General features: G+C 66.5%; 18 protein-coding genes and 1 tRNA gene. 15 read left to right on the top strand and 4 right to left on the bottom strand.

Going from position 1 to position 23,663, the window contains the following annotated elements; genetic code table 11:
- The first annotated feature begins 47 nt into the window (after positions 1 to 47).
- Together NV2_RS03355 and NV2_RS03350 are read left to right on the top strand one after the other, a co-directional pair.
- Positions 48 to 1,205 carry an aromatic ring-hydroxylating oxygenase subunit alpha gene (locus NV2_RS03355; RefSeq protein WP_067868829.1) on the top strand — a complete coding sequence of 386 codons (1,158 nt, stop codon included), beginning with the start codon at positions 48 to 50 and terminating at the stop codon, positions 1,203 to 1,205.
- A gap of 43 nt (positions 1,206 to 1,248) precedes the next feature.
- Complete coding sequence (locus NV2_RS03350) at positions 1,249 to 2,889, top strand: N-acyl-D-amino-acid deacylase family protein (RefSeq protein WP_067868827.1); 1,641 nt, start codon at positions 1,249 to 1,251, stop codon at positions 2,887 to 2,889.
- Positions 2,890 to 2,976: 87 nt separating this feature from the next.
- On the opposite strand, the gene NV2_RS03345 is transcribed toward NV2_RS03350, so the two are convergent.
- On the bottom strand, positions 2,977 to 4,476 hold the full coding sequence (locus tag NV2_RS03345) for an aldehyde dehydrogenase family protein (RefSeq protein ID WP_067868825.1): 1,500 nt from the start codon (positions 4,474 to 4,476) through the stop codon (positions 2,977 to 2,979).
- Between the two features lie 163 nt (positions 4,477 to 4,639).
- On the opposite strand from NV2_RS03345, the gene NV2_RS03340 reads away from it, so the two are divergent.
- Together NV2_RS03340 and NV2_RS03335 are read left to right on the top strand one after the other, a co-directional pair.
- A complete protein-coding gene (locus NV2_RS03340; RefSeq protein ID WP_067868823.1) occupies positions 4,640 to 5,857 on the top strand; it encodes a cytochrome P450 in 1,218 nt (405 codons plus the stop codon).
- Between the two features lie 124 nt (positions 5,858 to 5,981).
- On the top strand, positions 5,982 to 6,401 hold the full coding sequence (locus NV2_RS03335; RefSeq protein ID WP_067868821.1) for a PPOX class F420-dependent oxidoreductase: 420 nt from the start codon (positions 5,982 to 5,984) through the stop codon (positions 6,399 to 6,401).
- Here the strand turns inward: NV2_RS03335 and NV2_RS03330 are convergent.
- Positions 6,383 to 7,180: an enoyl-CoA hydratase/isomerase family protein gene (locus tag NV2_RS03330; protein ID WP_067868818.1), complete on the bottom strand. Its 798-nt coding sequence runs from the start codon at positions 7,178 to 7,180 to the stop codon at positions 6,383 to 6,385. The genes NV2_RS03335 and NV2_RS03330 overlap by 19 nt on opposite strands.
- A gap of 254 nt (positions 7,181 to 7,434) precedes the next feature.
- A tRNA-Arg gene (locus NV2_RS03325) sits at positions 7,435 to 7,508 on the bottom strand.
- A 182-nt stretch (positions 7,509 to 7,690) separates the two neighbouring features.
- On the opposite strand from NV2_RS03325, the gene NV2_RS03320 reads away from it, so the two are divergent.
- The 7 genes from NV2_RS03320 (at position 7,691) to NV2_RS03290 (ending at position 19,590) form a co-directional block, all read left to right on the top strand.
- Positions 7,691 to 9,727: a bifunctional copper resistance protein CopD/cytochrome c oxidase assembly protein gene (locus NV2_RS03320; protein WP_067868817.1), complete on the top strand. Its 2,037-nt coding sequence runs from the start codon at positions 7,691 to 7,693 to the stop codon at positions 9,725 to 9,727.
- Positions 9,724 to 10,677: a threonine/serine dehydratase gene (locus NV2_RS03315; protein WP_067868815.1), complete on the top strand. Its 954-nt coding sequence runs from the start codon at positions 9,724 to 9,726 to the stop codon at positions 10,675 to 10,677. Before NV2_RS03320 ends, NV2_RS03315 begins: the two co-directional genes overlap by 4 nt.
- 158 nt (positions 10,678 to 10,835) lie before the next feature.
- Complete coding sequence (locus NV2_RS03310; protein ID WP_067868813.1) at positions 10,836 to 11,345, top strand: single-stranded DNA-binding protein; 510 nt, start codon at positions 10,836 to 10,838, stop codon at positions 11,343 to 11,345.
- Positions 11,346 to 11,418: 73 nt separating this feature from the next.
- The gene (gene ettA, locus NV2_RS03305; protein WP_067868812.1) at positions 11,419 to 13,095 is read left to right on the top strand and encodes an energy-dependent translational throttle protein EttA; all 1,677 of its coding nucleotides are present in this window, start codon (positions 11,419 to 11,421) and stop codon (positions 13,093 to 13,095) included.
- A 243-nt stretch (positions 13,096 to 13,338) separates the two neighbouring features.
- Positions 13,339 to 18,240 (top strand): NAD-glutamate dehydrogenase, encoded by a 4,902-nt coding sequence (locus tag NV2_RS03300; RefSeq protein ID WP_067868811.1) that lies wholly within the window; start codon positions 13,339 to 13,341, stop codon positions 18,238 to 18,240.
- Positions 18,241 to 18,455: 215 nt separating this feature from the next.
- Complete coding sequence (locus tag NV2_RS03295; protein WP_281198517.1) at positions 18,456 to 18,911, top strand: acyl-CoA thioesterase; 456 nt, start codon at positions 18,456 to 18,458, stop codon at positions 18,909 to 18,911.
- A gap of 25 nt (positions 18,912 to 18,936) precedes the next feature.
- Positions 18,937 to 19,590: a DUF8185 domain-containing protein gene (locus NV2_RS03290; RefSeq protein ID WP_067868810.1), complete on the top strand. Its 654-nt coding sequence runs from the start codon at positions 18,937 to 18,939 to the stop codon at positions 19,588 to 19,590.
- A gap of 10 nt (positions 19,591 to 19,600) precedes the next feature.
- On the opposite strand, the gene NV2_RS03285 is transcribed toward NV2_RS03290, so the two are convergent.
- Complete coding sequence (locus tag NV2_RS03285) at positions 19,601 to 20,281, bottom strand: HNH endonuclease (protein WP_174550540.1); 681 nt, start codon at positions 20,279 to 20,281, stop codon at positions 19,601 to 19,603.
- Positions 20,282 to 20,598: 317 nt separating this feature from the next.
- Here NV2_RS03285 and NV2_RS03280 point away from each other — a divergent pair, with 317 nt between their 5' ends.
- The 4 genes from NV2_RS03280 (at position 20,599) to NV2_RS03265 (ending at position 23,589) form a co-directional block, all read left to right on the top strand.
- The gene (locus tag NV2_RS03280) at positions 20,599 to 21,003 is read left to right on the top strand and encodes a globin (protein ID WP_067868806.1); all 405 of its coding nucleotides are present in this window, start codon (positions 20,599 to 20,601) and stop codon (positions 21,001 to 21,003) included.
- Positions 21,004 to 21,139: 136 nt separating this feature from the next.
- Entirely contained in the window at positions 21,140 to 22,825 is a 1,686-nt protein-coding gene (locus NV2_RS03275) for a glycoside hydrolase family 13 protein (RefSeq protein WP_067868804.1), read from the top strand.
- Between the two features lie 31 nt (positions 22,826 to 22,856).
- On the top strand, positions 22,857 to 23,132 hold the full coding sequence (ctaJ, locus tag NV2_RS03270; RefSeq protein ID WP_067868801.1) for an aa3-type cytochrome oxidase subunit CtaJ: 276 nt from the start codon (positions 22,857 to 22,859) through the stop codon (positions 23,130 to 23,132).
- A complete protein-coding gene (locus NV2_RS03265) occupies positions 23,119 to 23,589 on the top strand; it encodes a DUF5130 domain-containing protein (protein ID WP_067868798.1) in 471 nt (156 codons plus the stop codon). Before ctaJ ends, NV2_RS03265 begins: the two co-directional genes overlap by 14 nt.
- The last annotated feature ends 74 nt before the right edge of the window (positions 23,590 to 23,663 follow it).

The raw sequence follows: 23,663 nt of genomic DNA, 5'->3' as shown, positions 1-23,663 counted from the left end.
TCCATGGTGACCGTTCCGCTGGTCTGAAGTATCAGGTGGAGTTTGTTATGGACAGGCAAGCGCTGGAACACAGCCTCGCGCGCCGATTGCTCGATCACATCGACGGGGGCACCACCGATCTCGCGCCCGATATCCTCGAGTTGCCGACCGACATCTACTCGCGGGCTCGCCACGACGAGGAATTCGAGGTGTTGTTCCGTGGTCATCCGCTGGTGTTGTCGTTGTCGGGAGCACTTGCCGGGCCCGGCACTTATCGCACGGTCGACCTGTGCGGTGTTCCGATCCTGTTGACCCGCAACGAGAGTGGCCGAGTACGTGCTTTCGCGAACGCGTGCCGGCATCGAGGGGTGCGGGTGGTGGACGGCGGAGGTGCTCGCACGCGCTTCGCCTGTCCGTTCCATTCCTGGACCTACGACCTCGACGGCAGGCTGGTAGCGGTACCGGTGGACGAAGCCTTCGAAGGAATGTGCTTCGAGCGCAAGGGACTTGTCGAACTGCCCGTCAGCGAGGGGTACGGGCTGATCATCGGTGCACTGCGTCCCGGGCCGGCCATCGATATCGACGAATACCTCGGTCCCGGACTCGCCGACGAACTCGCGGCGCTCGAGTTCACCGAATGGGAGTTACAGAGCGAACCCCATGTGCATCATGTCGCCGCCAACTGGAAGGTCACGCTCGACACCTTCCGGGAGAACTACCATTTCCGTTTCCTGCACCGCCGTACGCTGGCGAAGTACGCCTACGGCGGGGTGCTGACCTTCGACCCGTTCGGCCGGCATCTGCGCAACTGCTCGGCGCTGCGATCCATAGACGAGATTCGCGATGTCCCCGACGAGCAGTGGGGTGATGTGATGGGGCACATCAGTTTGCAATACGCACTGTTTCCCAACGTCAGCCTCACCTTCGACAGCCGTCACGTGGAGCTGTGGCAGATCGTGCCGGTCGACGCGGATACCTCCGATGTCGTGCACAGCACCTACCTGCGCCCGGACCTCAGCGAGGCCGAACGCGCCAAGGCCGTCGAGATGGCTCCGTGGATCTGCGAAACCGTGGTCGACGGCGAGGATTTCTGGGTTGCCGGGCGCACCGAGCCGGGGGTGCGGGCCGGAGTGCTGGACACCATCGTCTTCGGTCGCAACGAACCCGCCCCGCAACATCTGCACCGCGGCTTCGACGCCGCCCTCGCCGATGCGCGAGAACGGTGAAAGTGCGCTGCCGACTACCTGATTCGTACCGATCGGAGGACCCATGGAGTTGTTGCTGCGCCGAGCCTGGCTGGTCGACGGAAGCGGTGATCCCGGACGGGCCGCCGAGGTAGCGGTGACCGGTGACCGCATCAGCGCCGTCGCGGAGCCCGGCACGCTCACCCCGGGACCGGACACGACGGTGGTCGATCTCGACGGCCTCACCCTCGCACCGGGTTTCATCGACATCCACACCCACTACGACGCGCAGATCCTGTGGGACGGTGATCTGACGCCTTCCTCCTGGCACGGTGTCAGCACGGTGGTGATGGGCAACTGCGGTTTCGGTGTTGCCCCCACCCGCCCACCGCACCGCGAAATCATCGTGCGCACCCTGGAAAATGTGGAGGGCATGTCGATGGAGGCCCTCGATGCCGGCATCGACTGGTGTTTCGAGACGTTCCCGCAGTACCTCGACGCACTCGAGCAGCGTCGCAAGCGGCTCAATCTCGCGGCATTCCTGGGACATACGCCGCTGCGACTGTTCGTGCTCGGCGGCGAGGAACGCGCGGCGACACCGGAGGAACTCGACACCATGCGGGAACTGGTGCGCGAGGCCGTCGGCGCCGGGGCGGTGGGTCTGTCGACTTCTCGGCAACCCGCCCATCAGGGCGCCTTCGGCCGCCCGGTGCCGAGCCGGTTCGCCGAGGTGGACGAGGTGGATGCGCTCGCAGCGGAACTGGGTGCCGCGGGCAAGGGCATCCTGCAGGTCTCCATCGGTCCCGGTATGTTCGTCGATCAGTTCTCGGAACTGTCGGTGCGCCACGGGATCCCGGTGACGTGGACCGCGTTGGTGGCGCGCGCCGACAAACCCGGCGCGGCGATGCGCACGGTCGCCCGCGGTGGTGCGCTACCCGGTGAGGTGTATCCGCAGATCGCTTGCCGGCCCATCGTCATGCAGGTGACACTCGCCGATCCGGCGCCGTTGGGCGAGATCGACGAGTGGAAGGAAGTGCTGGCCCGGCCGCGCGAAGAGCGCGCCGAACTCTACCGTGATCCGCAGTGGCGCGATCGGGCCAGGCCGGCGACGCTACAAGCGTGGGCACACCGGTGGCCGAAGGTCGCGGTCGAAGAGACGGTGGCCGATCCGGAAGCGGTGGGAATCCCGTTGGACCGCTTGGCATCCGAGCGGGGCACCACGGCATTCGACCTGATGCTCGATACGGCGCTGGCCGACGAGATGGGGACGAGGTTCCGGGTAGTGCTCGACAACGACGGTGACGAGGAGATCGGCGATCTACTCGCCGACAAACGCACCATCCTCGGACTGTCGGATGCCGGAGCGCACGCCAGCCAGCTCTGCGATGCCTGCTATTCCACTCACCTGCTGGGGCATTGGGTTCGGGAGCGCAAGGCGATCGGTATCGAGGATGCGGTGTGGCGCCTGACCGGACAGCCGGCACACGCATTCCGCATCCGGGAACGGGGGCTGGTCCGCGCGGGTTACTTCGCGGATCTGGTGGCATTCGACCCCGCCACCATCGGCACCACCCCCATCGAACGCGTGCACGATCAGCCGGGGGGCGCCGATCGACTGGTGGTGCGTAGCACCGGGGTGACTCATATGTGGGTCAACGGGACGGCCACCCGTCTCGACGGCGCGGATGTGGACGAGACGTCGGCGGGAAGGCTGCTGCGCAGCTGAATCGCACGGTTGCCGAGAAGGGGCCGCCGATGTGCACGGCGGTCCCTTCTCGCTGTACCGGCGGTGGGACGACAGCGCCGGCATCGGCTATGCGGTGTCGATCCACACCGATTTGACCTCGAGATATTCGTCCAGTGAATGGGGTCCCATCTCGCGGCCGAACCCACTCATCTTGTAACCGCCGAACGGCACTGCCGGATCGAAGAGCAGCATGGTGTTCACCCATACGGTGCCGGTGCGCAATTGTCCGGCGAGCCGGTGTGCGGTCCCGACATCACGGGTCCAGATGCCTCCGGCGAGACCGTATTCCGAATCGTTGGCGCGTTCGGTGACCTCCTCGACGGTGTCGAAAGGCAGGACGGAGGCGACCGGACCGAAGATCTCCTCGCGTGCGATCCGCATCTCGTCGCCGACGTCGGCGAAGACCGTCGGTTCCACGAAGTAGCCGTCCGCCAGTGGCCCGGATTCGATGCGAGCTCCGCCCGCCGTGGTGCGAGCCCCCTCGGCCGGGCCGACCGCCAGATAGTCGCACACCCGGTGCAGCTGCTGTTCGGAGACCAGTGGCCCGATCGTAGTGGCGGGGTCGAGGCTGTCGCCGACGGTCAGCGAGCGCGCGAAATCGGAGAGTTTGTCGACGAATTCGTGGTAGATCGGCCGCTCGACGAAGATGCGGGTGCCGGCACAGCAGGTCTGCCCCGAATTGGAGAACACCCCCATTCCGGCGCCGGGTACGGCCTTGGCCAGGTCCGCGTCGGCGAAGACCACATCCGGGGATTTGCCGCCCAGTTCGACCGACACACGGGTGAGGGTGTCCGCCGAGGACCGGATAATGTCGCGGCCCACCGCTGTGGAACCGGTGAACGCGATCTTGTCCACCCCGGGGTGAGTGGCCAGCGGGGCGCCGGCCGATTCGCCCTCGCCGGTGACAATGTTGATCACGCCATCGGGAATACCGGTCTCGGACAACAGTTCCCCGAGGCGGATCGCCGCCAGGCTCGCCTCCTCGGCAGGTTTGAGTACCAGGGTGCAGCCGGTCGCCAGGACCGGCGCGATCTTCCAGACCGCGTTGGCCACCGGTCGGTTCCACGGCACGATCCCGGCGACCACTCCCACCGGTTCCTTGACCGTGTAGCTGAACACCGAGCCCGGAATCGAATTGGGCAGTGTCTCACCATGGATCTTGGTGGCCCAGCCCGCGTAGTAGCGCAGCACCTCGGCTTCCCAGGCCCGCGAACCGGGGCGGCGCCTGCCCAGTGGGGCACCCATATCCAGGGCTTCGAGCAGGCGCAATTCGTCGAAGTGCCGCTGCACGAGATCCGCGAACTCCCACAGCAGTGCCTGCCGGTCACGCGGTGAGAACCCGTGCCACGGCCCGCGAAACGCGGTCCGCGCGGCGGTGACCGCGCGATCGATATCGGTGGCATCGGCCGCGGCCAGTTCGGCGATCACCTCGCCGGTGGAAGGATTGACACTGGTGAGAGTGTGGCCCGCCGCGGCGGGCTCCCACCGTCCGCCGATCAGCAGGCGTTTGGGCCGGCCGTCGAGGAAGGCCGGGAGCGCGGGGCGAGCTCCGGTACTTGTCGACATGGAAATCCTCCCTGACCGCGGCGCGTACCGCTGCCGGACGGTTGTGAGTAAGAACTTACTAACCCATGGTAGGTCGTCGCGGCCTATCGAGCGCTAGAAAGTAATCACTTACCCTGTTATCGTGGGTGAGCGCCCAACCGGTGCCCGATCCACAGGGGATACCATGGAGAAGACAACGCCCGACGGCGTACGCCTGTCAGATGATTGGTGCCGCAACCAATTCGACCACCTCGCGCCCGAACTCGCGGCCTCGCTGCCCGAGACGATGGCACGCATGCGCGAGCTGTGCCCGGTCGCGCACAGTGATCGCTACGGTGGCTTCTGGGTCGCCTCCGGCTACGAGGAGGTGTTGAGCGTCGCGCAGAACTGGCAGGCGTTCAGTTCCGCACACGGCCTGTCGGTCACCGGGACCAAGGGCGTGGTGCGCAACCTGCCCGTCGAGGTGGATCCGCCCGAGCAACGCGCGTACAAAAGCCTGATCACGCCGTACTTCACCCCGGCAGCCGTCGCGGACTGGGAGCAGCCCACCCGCGATCTGGTGACCAGGCTGCTCGATGCGTTCATCGAGGACGGGCGGTGCGAATTCATGGATGCCTTCGCCCGGCCGCTGCCGAGCCTGGCCTTCTTCGAACTGGCCATCGGCGCCCCGGCCGACGAACTCGACACCGTCTCGGCACTGGCCTCGCGGTCCTCGATTCCCAATCATCCCGAAGCCCGGGAATGCTGGAAAGGACTGTACGCGTGGGTGAAAGGTTTCCTCGCTCGTCGCCGCGAGCAGCCGCCGCGCGGTGATGTGGTGGATGCGGTGCTGGCCGCCGAGATCGACGGTGTGCCGCTGACGGAGGACGAAACGATCGGTGCCGTACAGCTTCTCATTCTGGGAGGACTCGAGACCACGGCCGGCGCGCTGGGTCTGATGATGGAGCGATTCTGCCGCGAACCGGAGATCCCGCAATTGTTGCGGGAACGACCAGATCTGATGCCGAAGGCCGTCGAGGAACTGCTGCGGCTGGATTCACCGTTCGTCTCGGTCGGACGCACCGCGGTCCAGGATGTGGAACTGGGCGGATGCCCGGTCTCCTCCGGTGACAAGATGCTGATCCACTGGGCCTCGGCCAATCGCGATCCCGGTGAGTTCCCGGACCCCGACCGCTTCGATCCGAACCGGGCCCGCAACCGGCACTTCGCCTTCGGCGCCGGCCCGCACCGCTGCGCCGGATCGAATGTGGCCCGGCTGAACCTGCGAGTCGCGCTCGAGGAAATCGTCCGCCGGATGGATCGGATCACCCTCGCCGAGGCGGCCGAGATCGGCTACCACGCGGGCCTGACCCGGTCGCCGCTGGCGCTGCCGATCGAATTTCTTCCCCGCTCGTCCGGCTGAGCACGCCGCCGTGCCTCCGGCGGATCCCGATGGCACCCGGTGCGGCCGCGGCGGTCTCGACCAGTCCGCCGCGAGGATGCGCCTCGGCAGGAACAGCTGCGCTCCGCCCGGGGTTGTATCCGTCATGGACGTCGAGGCAGCACTGGATTTCGCCCGCACCACCTCGCGATCGGTGCTGACCACACTGCGCCGTGACGGGCTCCCGCAACTGTCCAATGTCACGCATTGGACGGCGCCGGACGGCATCGTTCGTATCTCCATCACCGCCGACCGGGCCAAATACTTCAACCTGCGCCGCCGGCCGTGGGCGGCCCTGCACGTGACGAGCACGGATTTCTGGTCGTACGCCGTCCTCGAAGGGGATGTCGAACTGACCGCGGTGGCGGCCGATCCCGGCGACGCCACCGTCGAGGAGCTCATCGCCTACTACCGTGCACTGAGCGGTGAACACCCCGACTGGGCGGACTATCGCCGCGCGATGGTCGCCGACCGTCGCGTCGTCGCCCGGATCCGTCCCACCCGTAGCTACGGCGCGCTGCGCTGAGTGCTGAGCTCGGCCGGAATCCATTCCGGGGGGCGTTTTTCCATAAAGGCCCGCATCCCCTCGCGCGGTTCGGGCGAGGTTTCCAGCGCCAGGAACATGGTCTGGTAGTCGATGTCGCCGTAACGCTCGTTGAGCATGCGTTTGACGTGGGCGCGGGCCTGCGGCGCGGTGTGCAGTATCTCGGTGACGGCCGCGAGCGCCTCCGCCCGCAATCGCTCGTGCGGGACCACCCGGCTGATCACGCCCAGGCGTTGTGCCTCGGCGGCATCGAACCGCCGGGCCGACAGCAGGAGATCGCGGGCCGTCGCCAGGCCCACATGTGCGGGCAGGACCGCCGCGTAGGTGGCGTCGGGAATTCCGCGCAGCAGTTCCGGAACCCGGAAGGTCGCCCGTTCGCTGGCTACCGCGATATCGGAGAGCATCGCGATGAGCAGCCCGCCCGCCTGGCAGATGCCGTTGACCGCCGAGACGACCGGTGCCCGGCTGTCCCGAATCGTCAGGAACGGCAGGATGTCCTGTCCCGACAGCTCCGCCGGAAGGGAATCCCCGGGTTCGGACCGCCCGCCGAGATCACCCCCGGGCGCGAACACGTCGTCGGTCCCGGTGATGATCAGAGCCGCCAGCTCCGGGTCGGAGTTGACCAACCGGACCGCTCGTTTGATTCCGAAGTACATCGCCGGCGTCAGGGCGTTGCGTGCCTGCGGCCGATCGATCACACACCATCCGATCACCCCGTCGCGCTCGAAACGCAATCCGGCGGCTCCCAGCTCGTCACCCATCGCATCCTCCGGCCGACGTCATAGCCACAAGAATAACAATGTCAATTCAGGCGAATGGCATTCTCGGTGAGATCGAGGGGTCGGGCCGCCGGATTCGTGATCGTCGGCGGTGATTCGCGCAAGACGATGTTTACGGCGGGGGCGTGGTGGATACACCAGGAACTGGTCGAGGTACTCCGTCGGCCATCGTGGTATGTGAGGACAACTCGATGGGACCTACTCAGGGGCCGCCGTGCGAAACGGCCCCTGACCTGCGCCCCCGGCAGGAATCGAACCTGCGACCTAGGGATTAGAAGGCCCTTGCTCTATCCAACTGAGCTACGGAGGCTGGTAGCACCCAAACACGATGCCCGGTCGGAGGCATTGTGTCCAGCCAGTTGATTATAGCGAGCGTCCAGGTCCGTCCTGCTTATCAGCGGCGGGGCGGCGCGCTGTCGGTCTCGTCACAACCTGCTGTCGCGACTCGGGGCCGCGGCGTGCAGGGGCGCGCTGCCAACTACGCTGCATAGTATGTCGTCGCCGCTGGACCCGCCCTCCGAATCCGCCCCCGGGGCCGTGCGGTCGGAGTCGACGGCGTTCCCATTCCTGGCGGTGCTGTCACTCCTGGTTACGGCCCTGGTCGCCCCGGTCGTGGTGAGCTTGTCCGCGGCCCGGGCCCTGACGCTGCTGGGCATTCCCGACCCTGGACCCCTGACCACCTACGGTCTGCCGGCGGTCCGGGCGCTCGCCGATTTCTCGGCCGCCGTTGCCGTCGGATCGGCACTGTTCGCCGCATTCCTGTGCCCGCCGCAACGCGACGGGCTGCTCGACGTCGGTGGCTATCGTGCGCTGCGCCGGGCCGGGATCGCCGCACTGGCGTGGGCGGTGACCTCCGCACTGTTGGTTCCGTTGACGCTGTCGGACACCACCGGTCAACCGGTGAGCACGCTGCTGCGGCCCGACCAGGTCTGGGGCGCGATCGACAAGGTGGATGTGGCGGGATCCTGGCGTGCCACCGCGATCATGGCGGTGCTGCTGGCCATCGGCTGCCGGTTGGCGCTGCGCTGGGGATGGACCCCGGTGCTGTTCGCCTGGTCGCTGCTGTGCCTGATGCCCGTCGCGCTGACCGGGCATTCGTCCTCGGGTGGTGCGCATGATGTCGCGACCAACAGCCTGATCCTGCATCTGGTCGGTATGGCGGTATGGGTCGGCGGACTGTTCGCGGTGCTCGCCTACGCGATGCGGGACGGCAAGCACACCGGCCTGGCCGCGAGCAGATTCTCGATCGTGGCGACCTGCGCCTTCATCGTGGTGGCATTCTCCGGCGTGATCAACGCCTGGGTCCGGGTGCCGGCGGGTGATCTCTTCACGACCACCTACGGCCGGCTGGTGATCGCCAAGGCGGTGGCCCTGTGTCTGCTCGGGGTGCTCGGATTCCTGCAGCGGCGCCGGGCGCTACCGGCCCTGGCCGCCAATCCGCGCAGTCCGTCCGCGCTGATCAGCTACGCCGGGGTCGAAGTGCTGATCTTCGCGGCGACGATCGGACTGGCAGTCGGTCTGGGACGCACCCCGCCGCCGGACCCGACACATGTTCCTTCCCCGGCCGAGGTCGAACTCGGTTACAACCTCGCCGGTTCGCCGACCATCGGCCGGATCCTGTTCGACTGGCGGTTCGACATCATGTTCGGAACGCTCGCGATCGTGCTCGCGGTGCTGTATCTGATCGGGGTGCGACGGCTGCGTAAGCGCGGTGACGACTGGCCGGTCGGACGCACCGTGGCCTGGCTGTGTGGCTGTGTGGCGCTGTTGATCGCGACCAGCTCGGGAGTGGGGCGGTACGCACCGGGAATGTTCAGCGTGCACATGGCTCAGCACATGGTGCTGTCCATGCTGGCTCCGGTGCTGTTCGCCCTGGGCGGTCCGGTACTACTGGCCCTGCGCACCCTGCCCGCGGCGGGGCGTGGTGCACCGCCCGGACCTCGCGAATGGGTATTGGCCGCCGTGCACAATCCGGTCTCCCGGTTCCTGACCCACCCGATCGTGGCGACGGCCCTGTTCGTCGTCGGCTTCTACGCGTTGTACCTGGGGGGCATATTCAGCGCGGTGGTCGGTTCGCACGGTGCGCATCTGGCGATGAACGTGCACTTCCTGCTGTCGGGCTATCTGTTCTACTGGGTGGTCCTCGGTATCGATCCGAAGCCGCGCCAAGTGCAGCCGCTGACCAAGGTCGGCATGGTCTTCGGCTCGCTGCCGCTGCACGCCTTCTTCGGTGTCGCGCTGATGAGTATGACGACGGTGATGGGTGGTGCGTTCTACCGGTCGCTGGGCCTGGACTGGAATTCCGATCTACTCGGCGATCAGCGCACCGGGGGCGGCCTGGCCTGGGCCAGTGGTGAGATCCCGCTGGTGCTGGTGATGCTGTCGTTGCTGGTGCAGTGGTCGCGTAGTGACAATCGCACGGCCAAGCGGGTCGACCGGGCCGCCGAGCGGGATCACGATGCCGACCTCGCCGCGCACAACGCCATGTTCGCGGAACTGGCGCGGCGGGACCGAGAGGCGAAGTCTTGACCGATGCGTCCGCGCTCGCGCCGCGGCTGACCCGCGCCGACATCCGGGCGGCCCGGCAGCGGTTGGGGAGCGATATTCGGGTGACACCGGTATTCCACACCGAGGTCGACGGTCCGCGCGGACCGGTCAAGGTCACGCTGAAACTCGAACACCTGCAATACGGCGGCACGTTCAAGCTGCGCGGCAGCCTGAACGCGTTGTTGCAGTCCGAGACCGACGGTGCTCGTCCGGTGGTGATCGCCTCGGGCGGTAATGCCGGGATCGCCGCGGCCCTGGCGTGTGCGGTGCGCCGGCTTCCGTGCATCGTGGTCGTGCCCGAAACCGCGCCCCACACCAAGGTCGCGGCGATGTGGTCCTACGGCGCGGAAGTGCTGTGGCACGGTACGACCTACGCGGAGTCGAAACGCTGTGCCGATGCGGTGGCCGCGGAACGCGACGCGCTGCAACTGCATGCCTACGACCTGCCGGCCGTGGTGGCGGGCGCCGGTGTGGTCGGGCTGGAGATCGAACGGCAGGTGCGCGGTCGGCCACCGGTACTGGTGGCTGTCGGTGGCGGCGGGTTGATGGCCGGTATCGCCACCGCGCTCGGGCCGCGCTCGCGGGTGATCGGTGTGGAGCCCAAGGGCGCGCCCACCCTGCATGCCGCGCTGGCGGCCGAACAGGCGGTCGACGTGCCGATCGACACCATCGCCGCGGACGCACTGGGAGCGACCCGGATCGGAGATATCGCCCTCGACACCGCGCTGCGCTACCAGGTGGGGTCGGTCCTGGTCGGTGACGACGCGATCGCGATGGCGCGTGAATATCTGTGGCGGGAGTTCCGGCTGGTGGTGGAGCCCGCGGGCGCGGTGGCCCTGGCTGCGGTGCAGAGCGGTGCGTACGTCCCGGCGCCGGGGGAGCGGCCGGTCATCGTGCTGTGCGGCGCCAATACCGATGTCAGCACCCTCTGACCGGAACGAGCTCTGTTCACACCCGACCGGTTGTACACAATCGCGGGTCGGTGACTGGTGGCACACCGCGGTATCGGAGACGCTGAACGGGTCCCGGCCGCAGCGGGAATCCGGCGGTGGCGGGCTATCCGGTTGTCGAATGGTGGAGGGGTGCAACCATGTACGAGGCGAATACCGCTGTGATCGGCACAGTAGTCACACATCCGGTGCGGCGCAGCCTGCCGGGAGGGGAACAGGTGACCTCCTTCCGGATGGCGAGCAATGCCCGCCGTCTCGATCGCGACAGTGGCAATTGGGTGAACAGCGGCACGCTGTACCTGACCGTCACCTGTTGGCGGCGTCTGGTGGACGGGGTCGACGCGTCCATCCGGCGCGGTGACCCGATCATCGCCTACGGGCAACTGCGCACCAACGAGTACCGGACCAAGGACGGTGCCTACCGTCAGGAGCTGGAGATGCGGGTCGCTGCTCTGGGGCCCGACCTGGGGCGTTGCACAGCTCGCGTGGTCCGGCGCGGGCTCCTACGGAACTCCGCCACGGGCTCGCACGTTGTCTCCGGAGAACAGGACGCGCGGCCGCAGGTGCAGTCTGGCGAGTCCCTCGCCACCGCCGATACCGGATCGGCTACGGTCGAGCCGGTCTCCGCGGCGCCTGCCGACGCCGGATGACGACGGTGACCCCTGCTCTGCCCGTGGTCCTCCGTTTCGACCCACTCGTTCCGACACCGATAGGCTTTCCTACATGGCTGAGTTCATTTACCAGATGAAGAAAGTTCGCAAGGCGCATGGCGACAAGGTCGTCCTCGACGATGTGACCCTGAACTTCCTTCCAGGCGCCAAGATCGGCGTCGTCGGTCCGAACGGCGCCGGTAAATCGAGCGTGCTCAAGATCATGGCCGGACTGGATCAGCCCAACAACGGTGACTCGTTCCTGGCGCCCGGAGCGACGGTCGGCATCCTGCAGCAGGAGCCGCCGCTGAACGAGGAGAAGACGGTTCGCGGCAACGTCGAGGAGGGGCTCGGCGAGATCAAGGTGAAGCTGGACCGCTTCAACGAGATCGCCGAACTCATGGCCACCGATTACTCCGATGAGCTCATGGAGGAAATGGGCAAGCTGCAGGAGGATCTGGACCACGCCGACGCGTGGGATGTCGACTCCCAGCTCGAGCAGGCCATGGACGCGCTGCGCTGCCCGCCGCCGGAGGAGCCGGTCGTCAACCTCTCCGGTGGTGAGCGACGCCGCGTCGCGTTGTGCAAGCTGCTGTTGAGCAAGCCGGATCTGCTGCTGCTCGACGAGCCCACCAACCACCTCGACGCGGAGAGCGTGAACTGGCTCGAGCAGCATCTGGCCCAATATCAGGGCGCCGTGCTGGCCGTCACCCACGACCGGTACTTCCTGGACAATGTCGCCGGCTGGATCCTCGAGCTCGACCGTGGTCGTGCCTACCCCTATGAGGGCAACTACTCCACCTACCTGGAGAAGAAGGCCGAACGCCTCGAGGTCCAGGGCAAGAAGGATCAGAAGCTGCAGAAGCGGCTCAAGGAGGAGCTCGCCTGGGTGCGTTCGGGCGCCAAGGCTCGTCAGGCCAAGAACAAGGCCCGCCTCGGCCGTTACGAGGAGATGGCGGCCGAAGCGGAGAAGACGCGCAAGCTGGACTTCGAGGAGATCCAGATCCCGCACGGCCCACGGCTGGGCAATGTCGTGGTCGACGTCGAGCACCTGGACAAGGGCTTCGGCGACCGTCAGTTGATCAAGGATCTGTCGTTCACCTTGCCGCGCAACGGCATTGTCGGTGTGATCGGACCGAACGGCGTCGGTAAGTCGACGTTGTTCAAGACCATCGTGGGTCTGGAGCAGCCCGACAGTGGTGAGGTGAAGGTCGGCGAGACGGTCAAGTTGAGCTACGTCGACCAGAACCGCGCCGGTATCGATTCGAAGAAGACGGTGTGGCAGATCGTCTCCGACGGGTTGGATTACATCGAGGTCGGCAACCAGGAAATGCCTTCGCGCGCCTATGTTTCCGCGTTCGGGTTCAAGGGTGCCGATCAGCAGAAGCCGGCCGGCGTGCTCTCCGGTGGTGAGCGCAACCGCCTGAATCTGGCGCTGACGCTCAAGCAGGGCGGTAACCTGATCCTGCTCGACGAGCCCACCAACGACCTGGACGTCGAAACCCTGGGCTCGCTGGAGAATGCGCTGGAGAACTTCCCCGGCTGCGCCGTGGTCATCTCCCACGACCGCTGGTTCCTGGACCGGACCTGCACCCATATCCTGGCCTGGGAAGGTGACGATACGAACCCGGCCGCGTGGTTCTGGTTCGAAGGCAACTTCGAGGCCTACGAGGCCAACAAGGTCGAGCGGCTGGGCCCGGATGCGGCCCGTCCGCACCGTGTTACCCATCGTAAGCTGACACGCGACTGATTTTCCTTGTCGCGTAGTCGATCACAACCCGGACGTGCGCCAAATATCCAGCGGCGCAACGTCTTAGCGGTCTACCATGGACAGTGGTGGACGGCGAACACGGGCGTTACCACCGGCCCGTTCGAGGTAGCTGAGGTTGCCGGGGTTTAGGAGGAATCCACCCCGGCGGCCACGCTGCCCAGCTACTCTCGACCCCGGCGTCACTTTGTTGCGGAACCGAATCCGAGGGAGTTGGCGAAGAAAATGACAGTCTCGTCCGAATTGTCCAGTAATGCGTGGGCTGAAGACCTGCCGGAGCCGCTGCGGGGCGAACTCGCGACGCTCGAATCGGCGTACTTCCGCCACGTGGACGCCGGCGATGTGGACTGCGCTATTACCGGAAGTTCGGCGATGGTCTTTCGAAGGCACCTCGAAGTCGGTATGAAACGACCCCCGGGTACCGCACTCGTGCGGGTCTACCACCCGGACGACGGCAGCGGCCTGGGTACCGCCGTCCAGCTGATCACCGACGATATGCGGCTGCTCGTGGAGTCGGTGACCTCGGCCCTGACCAGGATCGGGGTCAGTGTCAGTGAGGTCATCCACCCGATCTTCGAGGTTCTCCGCGACGACGAGGGACGACTGCGCTCGGCCGCCCCGCACGAGATCGACGGCAACGGTGTCACCGGGGTGCGGGAATCGTGGATCCACGTCCAGCTGCACAACTCCACCGGCCGCGACGTCCTCGACCGCATCCAGAGCGAGCTGCCCGATGTGCTCGCCGACGTGCGGCAGGTCGTCAGCGATACCGAAGCGATGCGGGCAATGCAGGATCGTCTGTCCGACGATCTGGTGCGGGCCGCCGATGCCGGGGCCCCGCCGTATTCGAGGACAGATCTCGTCGACTGCGCGCATCTGTTGCGCTGGATGGCGGACGGCCATTTCACGGTGCTCGGTTACGCCAGGTTCCAACGCGACCCGCAAGCCCCGGCGGGAACGAAATCCGTTGTGGTACCGGAGAGTTGCCTGGGTGTGCTGCGCACCGACGTGGGGACCGACTTCCGGGTGCCCGTGGACGGAGGTGAGCGTCCACTGCTGATGTTGACCCAGGGGCTGGTCCCGGCGACAGTGCACCGCTCGGTGTATCCGTACTTCGTCGGGGTGGCCGAATCGGACGCCTCGGGCGCTGTGGTCGGCGAGCACCTGTTCATCGGCGTTTTCACCGTGGCAGCCCTGCACGAGAACGTGCTCGACATCCCGGTGATCGCGCGTCGGGTGCGCTCGGTGATCGAGCAGTGCGGATTCGATCTGGAATCGTTCTCGGGCCAGGCGATGCTCGAGGTGATCCAGTCCTTCCCGCGCACCGAACTGTTCTCCAGTGATGTCGACACCCTGCGTCGCACCGCCAGCGCGGTGCTGAACGTCGGGATGCGGCGGCAGGTGCGGTTGTTCCTGCGTCAGGATTCCTACGGGCGGTTCGTCGCCGCCATGGTGTATCTGCCGCGCGACCGCTACACCACCCGGGTCCGGCTCGAGATCCAGGATATTCTCGTGCGTGAGCTCGGTGGTGAGTCGATCGACTACTCCGCTCGGGTGTCCGAGAGTGAGCTCGCCAGTGTGTATTTCACGGTGCATCTGCCCGAGCCCGGTACCCGGGTGGATACCTCGGAATCCAACCGCTTGCGGATCCAGAACCTGCTCGCCGAGGCGAGCCGAACCTGGGACGACGACCTCCGCGACGAGGTAGCGCGGTCGAGTGTGCTCGATCCGGCTGTGGTGCAGCGCTATTCGGCCGCGCTGCCCGACGGCTACAAGGAGGATTTCGGCCCGTCACGCGCGTTGGCGGATATCGTTCGAGTGGAGCGGCTCGACGCCACCACGATCGATCAGCATCTGTACCGCCGCCCGGGCGCCGAACCCGGGTCGTGGCGGTTCACCCTGTATGTCGGCGAACGGATCTCGCTGAGTCAGGTGTTGCCGTTGCTGCAGAGCCTCGGGGTCGAGGTGGTCGATGAGCGGCCCTACGAGGTCGAGTTCGTCGAGGGGCGGCAGGCGTGGATCTACGACTTCGGCCTGCAGGCTCGACCGGATCTGCTGCGGACCTCGCTGGATCGCAATATGGATGCCGAACTGGTCGAGTCCACCGATCGGCTGGATGTCCTGGACGCGCAGGAGCGTGGCCTGCGGGAGCGGTTCACCGCGGCCTTCGACGCACTGTGGCACGGTCGTGCCGAGGCTGATCCGCTCAACGAACTGGTGCTGCGGGCAGGGCTGCCGTGGCGGTCGGTCTCGATCCTGCGTGCCTATTCGAAGTATCTGCAGCAGGCCGACTTTCCGTACAGTCAGACCAATATCGCCCGCGTCCTGCTCGGGGCGCCGGATGTGTCCCGGTTGTTCGTCGAGCTGTTCGAGACGATGTTCGACCCGGACTCCGCCTCACCCGAACGCGCCGAAGAGCTCCAGGCTGCGGTGCACGAATGCATCAACGAGGTCGTGAGCCTGGATGCCGATCGCATCCTGCGTGCCATCCTGAGCGTGCTGACCGCGACGCTGCGGACCAATTACTACGTCGCCGATGCGACGGGTGCTCCGCGCGACTACCTCTCGATCAAGGTCGAGCCGCATGCCATCGCGGAATTGCCGCGGCCGCGGCCGCAGTTCGAGATTTTCGTGTATTCGCCGCGGGTGGAGGGTGTGCATCTGCGTTTCGGTGCGGTGGCTCGTGGTGGTTTGCGGTGGTCGGATCGGTTGGAGGATTTCCGGACCGAGGTGTTGGGTCTGGTGAAGGCGCAGGCGGTGAAGAATGCGGTGATCGTGCCGGTGGGTGCGAAGGGTGGTTTCGTGGTGAAACTGCCACCGGCCGCCACCGGGGACCCAGTGGCCGATCGGCAGGCGCTGCAGGCAGAGGGCGTGTGGTGCTACCGCACCTTCATCTCCGGATTACTGGATGTGACCGACAACGTCGACCACACCACCGGTGCGGTGATTCCGGCACCGCGGGTGGTGCGTCGGGACGGTGACGATACGTATCTGGTGGTGGCTGCCGACAAGGGGACGGCGAAGTTTTCCGATATCGCCAATGAGGTGGCGGGGGAATACGGTTTCTGGTTGGGGGATGCGTTCGCGTCGGGTGGTTCGGCGGGGTATGACCACAAGGCGATGGGGATTACGGCTCGTGGTGCGTGGGAGAGTGTGCGTCGGCATTTTGCGGAGATGAATGTGGATGTGCAGTCGGAGGAGTTCACGGTTGCGGGTGTGGGGGATATGTCGGGGGATGTGTTCGGTAACGGGATGTTGTTGTCGGAGCATATTCGGTTGGTGGCGGCGTTCGATCATCGTCATATTTTTATTGATCCGGATCCGGTGGCGGCGTCGTCGTTTGTGGAGCGGAAGCGGTTGTTCGGGTTGGCGCGGTCGTCGTGGGCGGATTACGACTCGTCGTTGATCAGCGAGGGCGGCGGCGTCTGGGACCGCACCGTGAAGTCGATTCCGGTCAGCCCGCAGATTCGGCGAGCACTCGATCTCGCCGACGAAGTGGTCTCGTTGTCCCCACCGGAAATGATTCGCGCAATTTTGTGCGCGCCGGTCCAATTGCTGTGGAACGGCGGTATAGGCACCTATATCAAGGCGAGTTCGGAATCGCACGGCGAAGTGGGCGACAAGTCCAACGACCCGGTGCGTGTCGACGCCTCGAAGCTCCGAGCACGCGTCATCGGCGAGGGCGGCAATCTCGGAGTCACGGCTCTGGGACGCATCGAATTCTGCACGCTCGGGGGCAAATGCAATACCGACGCGCTGGATAATTCCGCCGGCGTGGACTGCTCCGACCACGAGGTCAACATCAAGGTGTTGCTCGACGGTGTGGTATCCGCCGGTGAGCTGCCGGTGGAGGAGCGCAATCCGTTACTGGCCTCGATGACCGACGACGTGGCGGAGATGGTGCTGCGCGACAATGTCTCGCAGAACTTCCTGATGGGAATGTCGCGGACCGAGGCACCACGCATGCTCAACGTACATATGCGGGTGATCGACGACCTCGAACAACGCCGCGGCCTGGATCGAGAGCTGGAAGCCCTGCCCTCGGCCAAGGAGTTGACTCGTCGAGCCGAGGCCGGCACCGGACTGACATCCCCGGAACTGGCGAATCTGCTCGCACATGTGAAGCTCGCGCTCAAGGCGGAACTGCTGGAGAGCGATTTGCCCGACAGCGCCCACTTCGCGGCCCGGCTGCCCGACTACTTCCCGGAGGCCCTGCGCTCCCGGTTCGGTGCGGCGATCAAGCGGCATCGGCTGCGCCAGGAGATCGTCACCACGATGGTGGTGAACGAAATGGTCGATCTGGGCGGTATCACCTACGCCCATCGGCTCAACGAGGAAATCGGGGCCAGCACCTCGGACGTGGTTCGCGCCTTCACCGCCACCAGCCAGATCTTCGATCTGCACGCGCTGTGGGAGCGAATTCGCGCCGTCGAGGTGCCCACGGCCGTGAAGGACGAGCTGGAACTCGAGACCAAACGCACCCTCGACCGCGCATCCCGGTGGTTGCTGACCAACCGTCCTCAGCCGGTTGCGGTCGGCGCCGAGATTCACCGGTACAGCGGTGCGGTTCGCGAGCTCGCGCCCAAGGTGCCGGGGTGGCTGCGAGGTCATCATCTCGACACCCAGTCGGAGGCCTCCGCCAAGATCGTCTCGCGTGGGGTCCCCGAAGACCTCGCCACCGAGGTGATCGGGTTGCTGAACCTGTTCCCGCTGCTCGATGTCGTCGATATCGCCGACATCACCGACCGCAGCGGGGAAGAGGTCGGCGCGTTGTACTACGCGCTCAACGAGCATCTCAAGATCGACTGGCTGCTGCAGGCCGTGAGTCATCTCGAACGCGGTGACCGGTGGCATTCGCTGGCCCGTCTCGCGCTGCGTGACGATATGTACGGCTCGCTGCGATCGCTCACCCTCGATGTGCTCTCCGCCGGCGATCCGGAGGAAACGGCGGAGGAGAAGATCGCCTACTGGGAGTCGAAGAACCAGTCCCGGCTGGGGCGTGCGCGCGCGGCCCTGTCGGAATTGTTCGCCTCGGGTACCCACGATCTGGCCACGTTGTCGGTGGCGGCACGGCAGGTCCGCAGCATGGTCAGCGGTGTCGGGGCGCAATCGGAGGTGCCGCGCTGAGCAACGGAGGTACTACTTCGGGTCGGATCGCCGTGATCGCCGGAGACCGCGGAGTCGCGGATCCGGGCGGACACTGCATACTGGTTAGCCGAAGCGGCCGGGAGTCTCCCGCCGCCGCGTCGAGCTAGTTCGGCCGCCCGCGCTCCCCGCCTCAGGGGCCGGAAGCGCGGGCGGTAACCCGATCGGAGGTGTACAGCGTGACCAGTGTCGGCTCGGTGAACGGAGTCTCGACGTCGGGCAATGCCGTCGTCGCGCCCAAGCGATTCCATGCCAAGGTCGATGTCCGATGGTCGGATATGGACGTCTTCCAGCACATCAATCACGCTCGCATGGTGACGCTGCTCGAAGAGGCACGGATCCCGTGGCTGTTCGAGGGCGACCGTCCGACCGCCCGCCTGCGCACCGGCTGCGTGCTCGCCGATCTGCACGTGCGCTACCGGGGGCAGCTCCGGCACGAGGACACGCCGCTGGATGTGGCCATGTGGATCGAGCAGCTGCGCGCGGTGGACTTCACCATCGGCTACGAGGTGCGTGCCAACGGGGTGGCGTTGGATTCACCGCCCGCGGTCGTCGCCACCACACAGATCGCAGCGTTCGACATCGACACTCAGCGGCTCCGCCGGTTGAGTACGGAGGAACGTGACTACCTGAGCCTCTGGCAGGCCGACTGACGCGTCCGGACGACACGACGATTCGATGCTGCGCATAACCGATCCCGCCGAGCGGGAAAATCTGGCAACCTTCCTCACCCGTGCGACCCGGCTCGATCCGGCGGCTGTCATCCGGCTGCACCGGCGCGGTGAGAGTTACGTCACCGCATGGGCCGCGACCGGTTTCGAGGTGCTGGCCGCCCGCACGGTGGTAGGCGAACTGGGTGTCGGCGATGTCACCGTCGCGGGCGACACCGCGCTGGCCGGGCTGGCCGCGCCCGGTGCGGACGGGACCATCGATGTGGGGTACTCCATGGATTCGGCCTGGCGCACGGCACTACCGCCGCTGACCGGGTTCGCACAGATCGACGACGTCCCGGCCCGCAACCTGGTCGAACTGGCCGAACGCGGTGCTCGCCTGGCGGCCGAGCACGGCAGCGGGCACGGGCCACCGGCCTCCCTGCTGGAACAGACCGTGCTGACCGTCACGGGTGCCGGTCAGCAGGTCGATGTGCCGATGCGGGTGGTGTTCGCCCTCACCGCGATGGATTTCATCCCGCACGCCGGCACCGAGGCGGATTCCCGGCGGATCGCCGCCACCGAGTACGTCCGGGTGCGGGCCACCCGGACCTGGTTACGCCTGGATGCCCGCTACGGTTCGGTCGCTCGCCGCCGGGGCGCGCCGTTGCTGGCCTCCTGAGCGCGGGGTATTACGCCGCGCCCTCACCCAGGTACTGCAACCACACCGGATCGAGATCGGACGTGGTGGACAGCAGCCGCCAATGGGGGCCTTTCGGTGAGACCAGCGGCTGCGGGAGTGCCCAACCCAGTTCACTGAGAAGTTTGTCGGCTTTGCGGTGATTACACGGCGCGCAGCAGGCTACACAGTTCTCCCACGAATGGGCGCCCCCGCGGCTGCGCGGCACGACGTGATCGATGGTTTCGGCTTTGGCGCCGCAGTAGGCACAGCGATAGCGATCCCGGTGCATGAGGGCCGCTCGGGTCATCGGGACCCGGGCGCGATAGGGAACTCGCACGTAATTGCGCAACCGGATCACCGATGGCAACGCGATCGAAGTGCCGGCGGAGTGTACGACGGGGCCCTCCGGATCGTCGTGGACCGTATCGGCTTTGTCGCAGACCAGCAGCACGATGGCGCGACGCGCGGGCAGGGCGGTCAGCGGCTCGTAGGTGGCATTGAGAAGTAGCACCCGGCGTCTGGACCACAGGGTCGCGACGGGCTCGGTTGCGGGCGGCGGATGTGCCGGAGAGGAATATGCGGAGAGGATATGCAGCGGAGTGGCCCCCGACCCACGATTGTGGACGTCGGCGGGCTGGAGTTGTCGGTGCGCTCTCGCCTCGTGTGACCGGGCGCCGTGCCGCTGCTTCATTGCGGACCCCGAATTCTGCTAGGTCGGTTCGTGTGCTGTCAGGCAGACACTGCCACCCAGTTGACCACGGAACGTGCCGGTGTGCACGGTGATTTCGGCCGCGAAATCGGCACGGTTCCACCGATCGCACGTGGTCGACGGGCTGCGCACCATTATCCGCGCCGCCGCGGGCCGCACACCGGCCTTCGCCTGAACACGAAGTAATGCGCCGGTGACGGGCCCGCGAGCGGCGCCGTGTGCCTCGACCGGTGGGCGGTCGGTACGGGGACGGGCACAATGGTGGGCGAATACGGGCAGCGAACAGATCGAGAGGGTCGATGACTTCCGGCGAACAGACGGCGACATCGTTCTATGAGGCGGTCGGCGGGGCGGAGACGTTCCGGCGGATCGTGGCGGCGTTCTATCGGGAGGTCGCCACCGACGAGATCCTGCGGCCGATGTATCCGGAAGCCGACCTCGGCCCGGCCGAGCGCCGGTTGCGGATGTTTCTGGAGCAGTACTGGGGTGGCCCGCGCACCTATTCCGACGAGCGCGGACACCCGCGGCTGCGGATGCGGCACATGCCGTTCAGTATCGGTCCGCTCGAACGCGACGCGTGGCTGCGGTGCATGCACATCGCGATCGCGGAGATCGAGCCGGAGATCCTCGACGACGAACATCGGCAAGCGCTGCTGAATTACCTGGAGATGGCCGCGAATTCACTGATGAACGCGCCGATGTGAGCTGTACCGGGTTCCGTCCCTGGTAGTAGGTGTTTCGCGCGGTTGCGGTGACTGCTGTGCAGTAGCTCATTTGTGCCGAATTCGCGGTCCCGCACGGAGGGCCGCAACGTCTTTGGCACCATGGGCGACTGTGACGATGCCATCGACCGGGGGACCGGTGCAGCGGGACGTGGAGGACACGGCGACGGAGAACGCCGCGGCGTGGTGGAAGTCGGCGGTGTTCTATCAGATCTACCCGAGGTCGTTCTCCGATGCCGGCGGCACCGGCGTCGGCGATCTCGCCGGCATTCGGGACCGGCTCGGCTACCTGGAACTACTGGGTGTCGACGCGTTGTGGATCTGCCCGGTGATGCGGTCGCCGATGGCCGACGGCGGCTACGACGTCAGCGATCCGCGCGATATCGACCCGCTGTTCGGTGATCTGGAGACCTTCGATCAGGTCGTGGCCGAGGCGCACGACCGCGGTATGCGAGTGACGATGGATCTGGTGCCCAATCACACCAGTGACCGTCATCCGTGGTTCACTGCCGCGACCGCCGCCGCGCCCGGCAGTTCCGAACGGGCTCGCTACATCTTCCGCGACGGTCGCGGCCCGGACGGTGCCGAGCCGCCCAACAACTGGCCCAGTGTCTTCGGTGGTCCGGCCTGGACTCGGGTCACCGAATCCGACGGGACCCCCGGGCAGTGGTACCTGCACCTGTTCGCGCCACAGCAGCCCGATCTGAACTGGGACAATCCGGAGGTCGTCGCGGATTTCGAACACACCGTGCGCTTCTGGCTCGAGCGCGGAGTGGACGGCTTCCGAATCGATGTGGCCCACGGTATGGCGAAACCACCGGGATTGCCCGATATCGATCCCACGGTGCTGGCGGCGATCGAAGCCTCGGGCGAGCCGCCGGGAACCGCGCGCGAGGATGCGGAACCGCCCGCCCGCGACGGCCGTGACCCGCGGTTCGACAATCCGGGTGTGCACGACGTCCATCGCCGGCTCCGCAAGGTACTCGACGAGTATCCGGGCGCGGTGTCGATCGGTGAGGTGTGGGTCGAGGACAATGCGCGGTTCGGCGACTACCTGCGGTCCGACGAACTCCATCTCGCCTTCAACTTCCGGCTCGCCGAGGCTGCGTTCGATGCCGCCGATATCCGGGCCGCGGTGCAGAACTCGCTGGAATCGGTGCACTCGGTCGGCGCGGCGGCGACCTGGACGCTGTCCAATCACGACATCGCGCGCGAGGTCACCCGGTACGGTGGCGGCGCGACGGGTCTCGCCCGGGCACGAGCGATGATGATGTTCGAACTGGCGTTGCCCGGCACGGTGTTCGTCTACAACGGCGCCGAGCTCGGGTTGCCCAATGTCGACGATCTGCCCGAGTCCGCGTTGCGTGATCCGGTGTGGGAGCGTTCGGGCCATCGCGATCGGGGCCGCGACGGCTGCCGGGTGCCGATTCCCTGGGAGGGGGAGCGGCCGCCGTTCGGATTCACCGACGGACAACCCTGGCTCCCGATGCCCGAGCAGTGGGCCGACCGGACCGTGGAACAGCAACTCGAGCATCTCGAATCGACGTTGTCGCTGTACCGCAGTGCCCTCGAATTACGCTCCACCAGAGATGAATTCGCGGGCGATACGATCGAATGGCGGGACGGTCCCGGCGACTGTCCGGGCTTCCGCCGGCCGGGCGGACTGGTATGTGTGCTCAACACGTCCACGGCTGCGATCGACCTGCCGGCCGGGGAGTTGCTGCTGACCAGCGCGCCACTGCACGAGGCGCAGCTCGCCCCGGGTGCGGCGGCCTGGGTGGCCGACACGGTGGCTCGGAGCTGACCCGGAAATCGCCATCGTCTACCGTTGGGCTGTGAGCATTCTCGAAACAGTGCTGATCTTTCTCGGCATCCCGCTGGTGATCTACGCGGTGATTGCCGGATTGTCGTTCCTCGGCAAGCCGCTGCCCGGTGAGAAGCCGGTCCACTACGACCTCGGGAAGAAGTGGACCTCCGCACCGGTGCTGTGGAGCGCGACCGACGAGGTGACGTTGTCCGTCGCCCAGGCCGCACATGCGTCGCACGGTCATCATGCGGCAATCGAATCCGGGGCTGATCTGATCGGAGGCCGGGCAAGTGGCAAGTTCTAGTTGGCCCGCGGTGGACCCGTCCACCCTGCCGCACGGCTACGCCGTGACCAGCAGCGGACGCGTATCCGGTGTGCACGAGGCCGGTGACGTGTTCAAGGAGGCGCCGTTCAACGACAACGAGCGGCTGCTGATGGACAACACCCTCACCGAGGCGACCCGTACCACCAAGGTCCGGTTCAACGTCTACATCGGCGACCTGGGTGCCGATACCGCTGCCGGTATCGATGCCGTGTTCCCGGTGACTCCCGAGGCGGCGCGTTCGGTGCTCATCGCCGTCTCACCCAACGACCGCGCGGTCGAGGTGCGCTCGGGTCGCGATGTCGCCGACCGTGTCAACGACCGCGTCTGCCAGCTGGGCGTCACCGCGGCGCTGGCCTCACTGCGTCAGGGACAACTCGTCGACGGTGTCGTCTCCGCGGTACGCGTGATGGCCGCGGCGATCGGACGCCCGAGCTGATCCACCCGCGCTGATCGGCACGCTCGCGCCGGTTCATCAGGGCCGATGCACCCCTGTCCGAGACACTCGGGCAG

Origin of the sequence: Nocardia vermiculata NBRC 100427 (assembly GCF_001613265.1) — a bacterium.
Lineage (GTDB): Bacteria > Actinomycetota > Actinomycetes > Mycobacteriales > Mycobacteriaceae > Nocardia > Nocardia vermiculata.
Note: the sequence above shows the minus strand (reverse complement) of the source record. Positions and strands in the feature narration are given on the sequence as shown.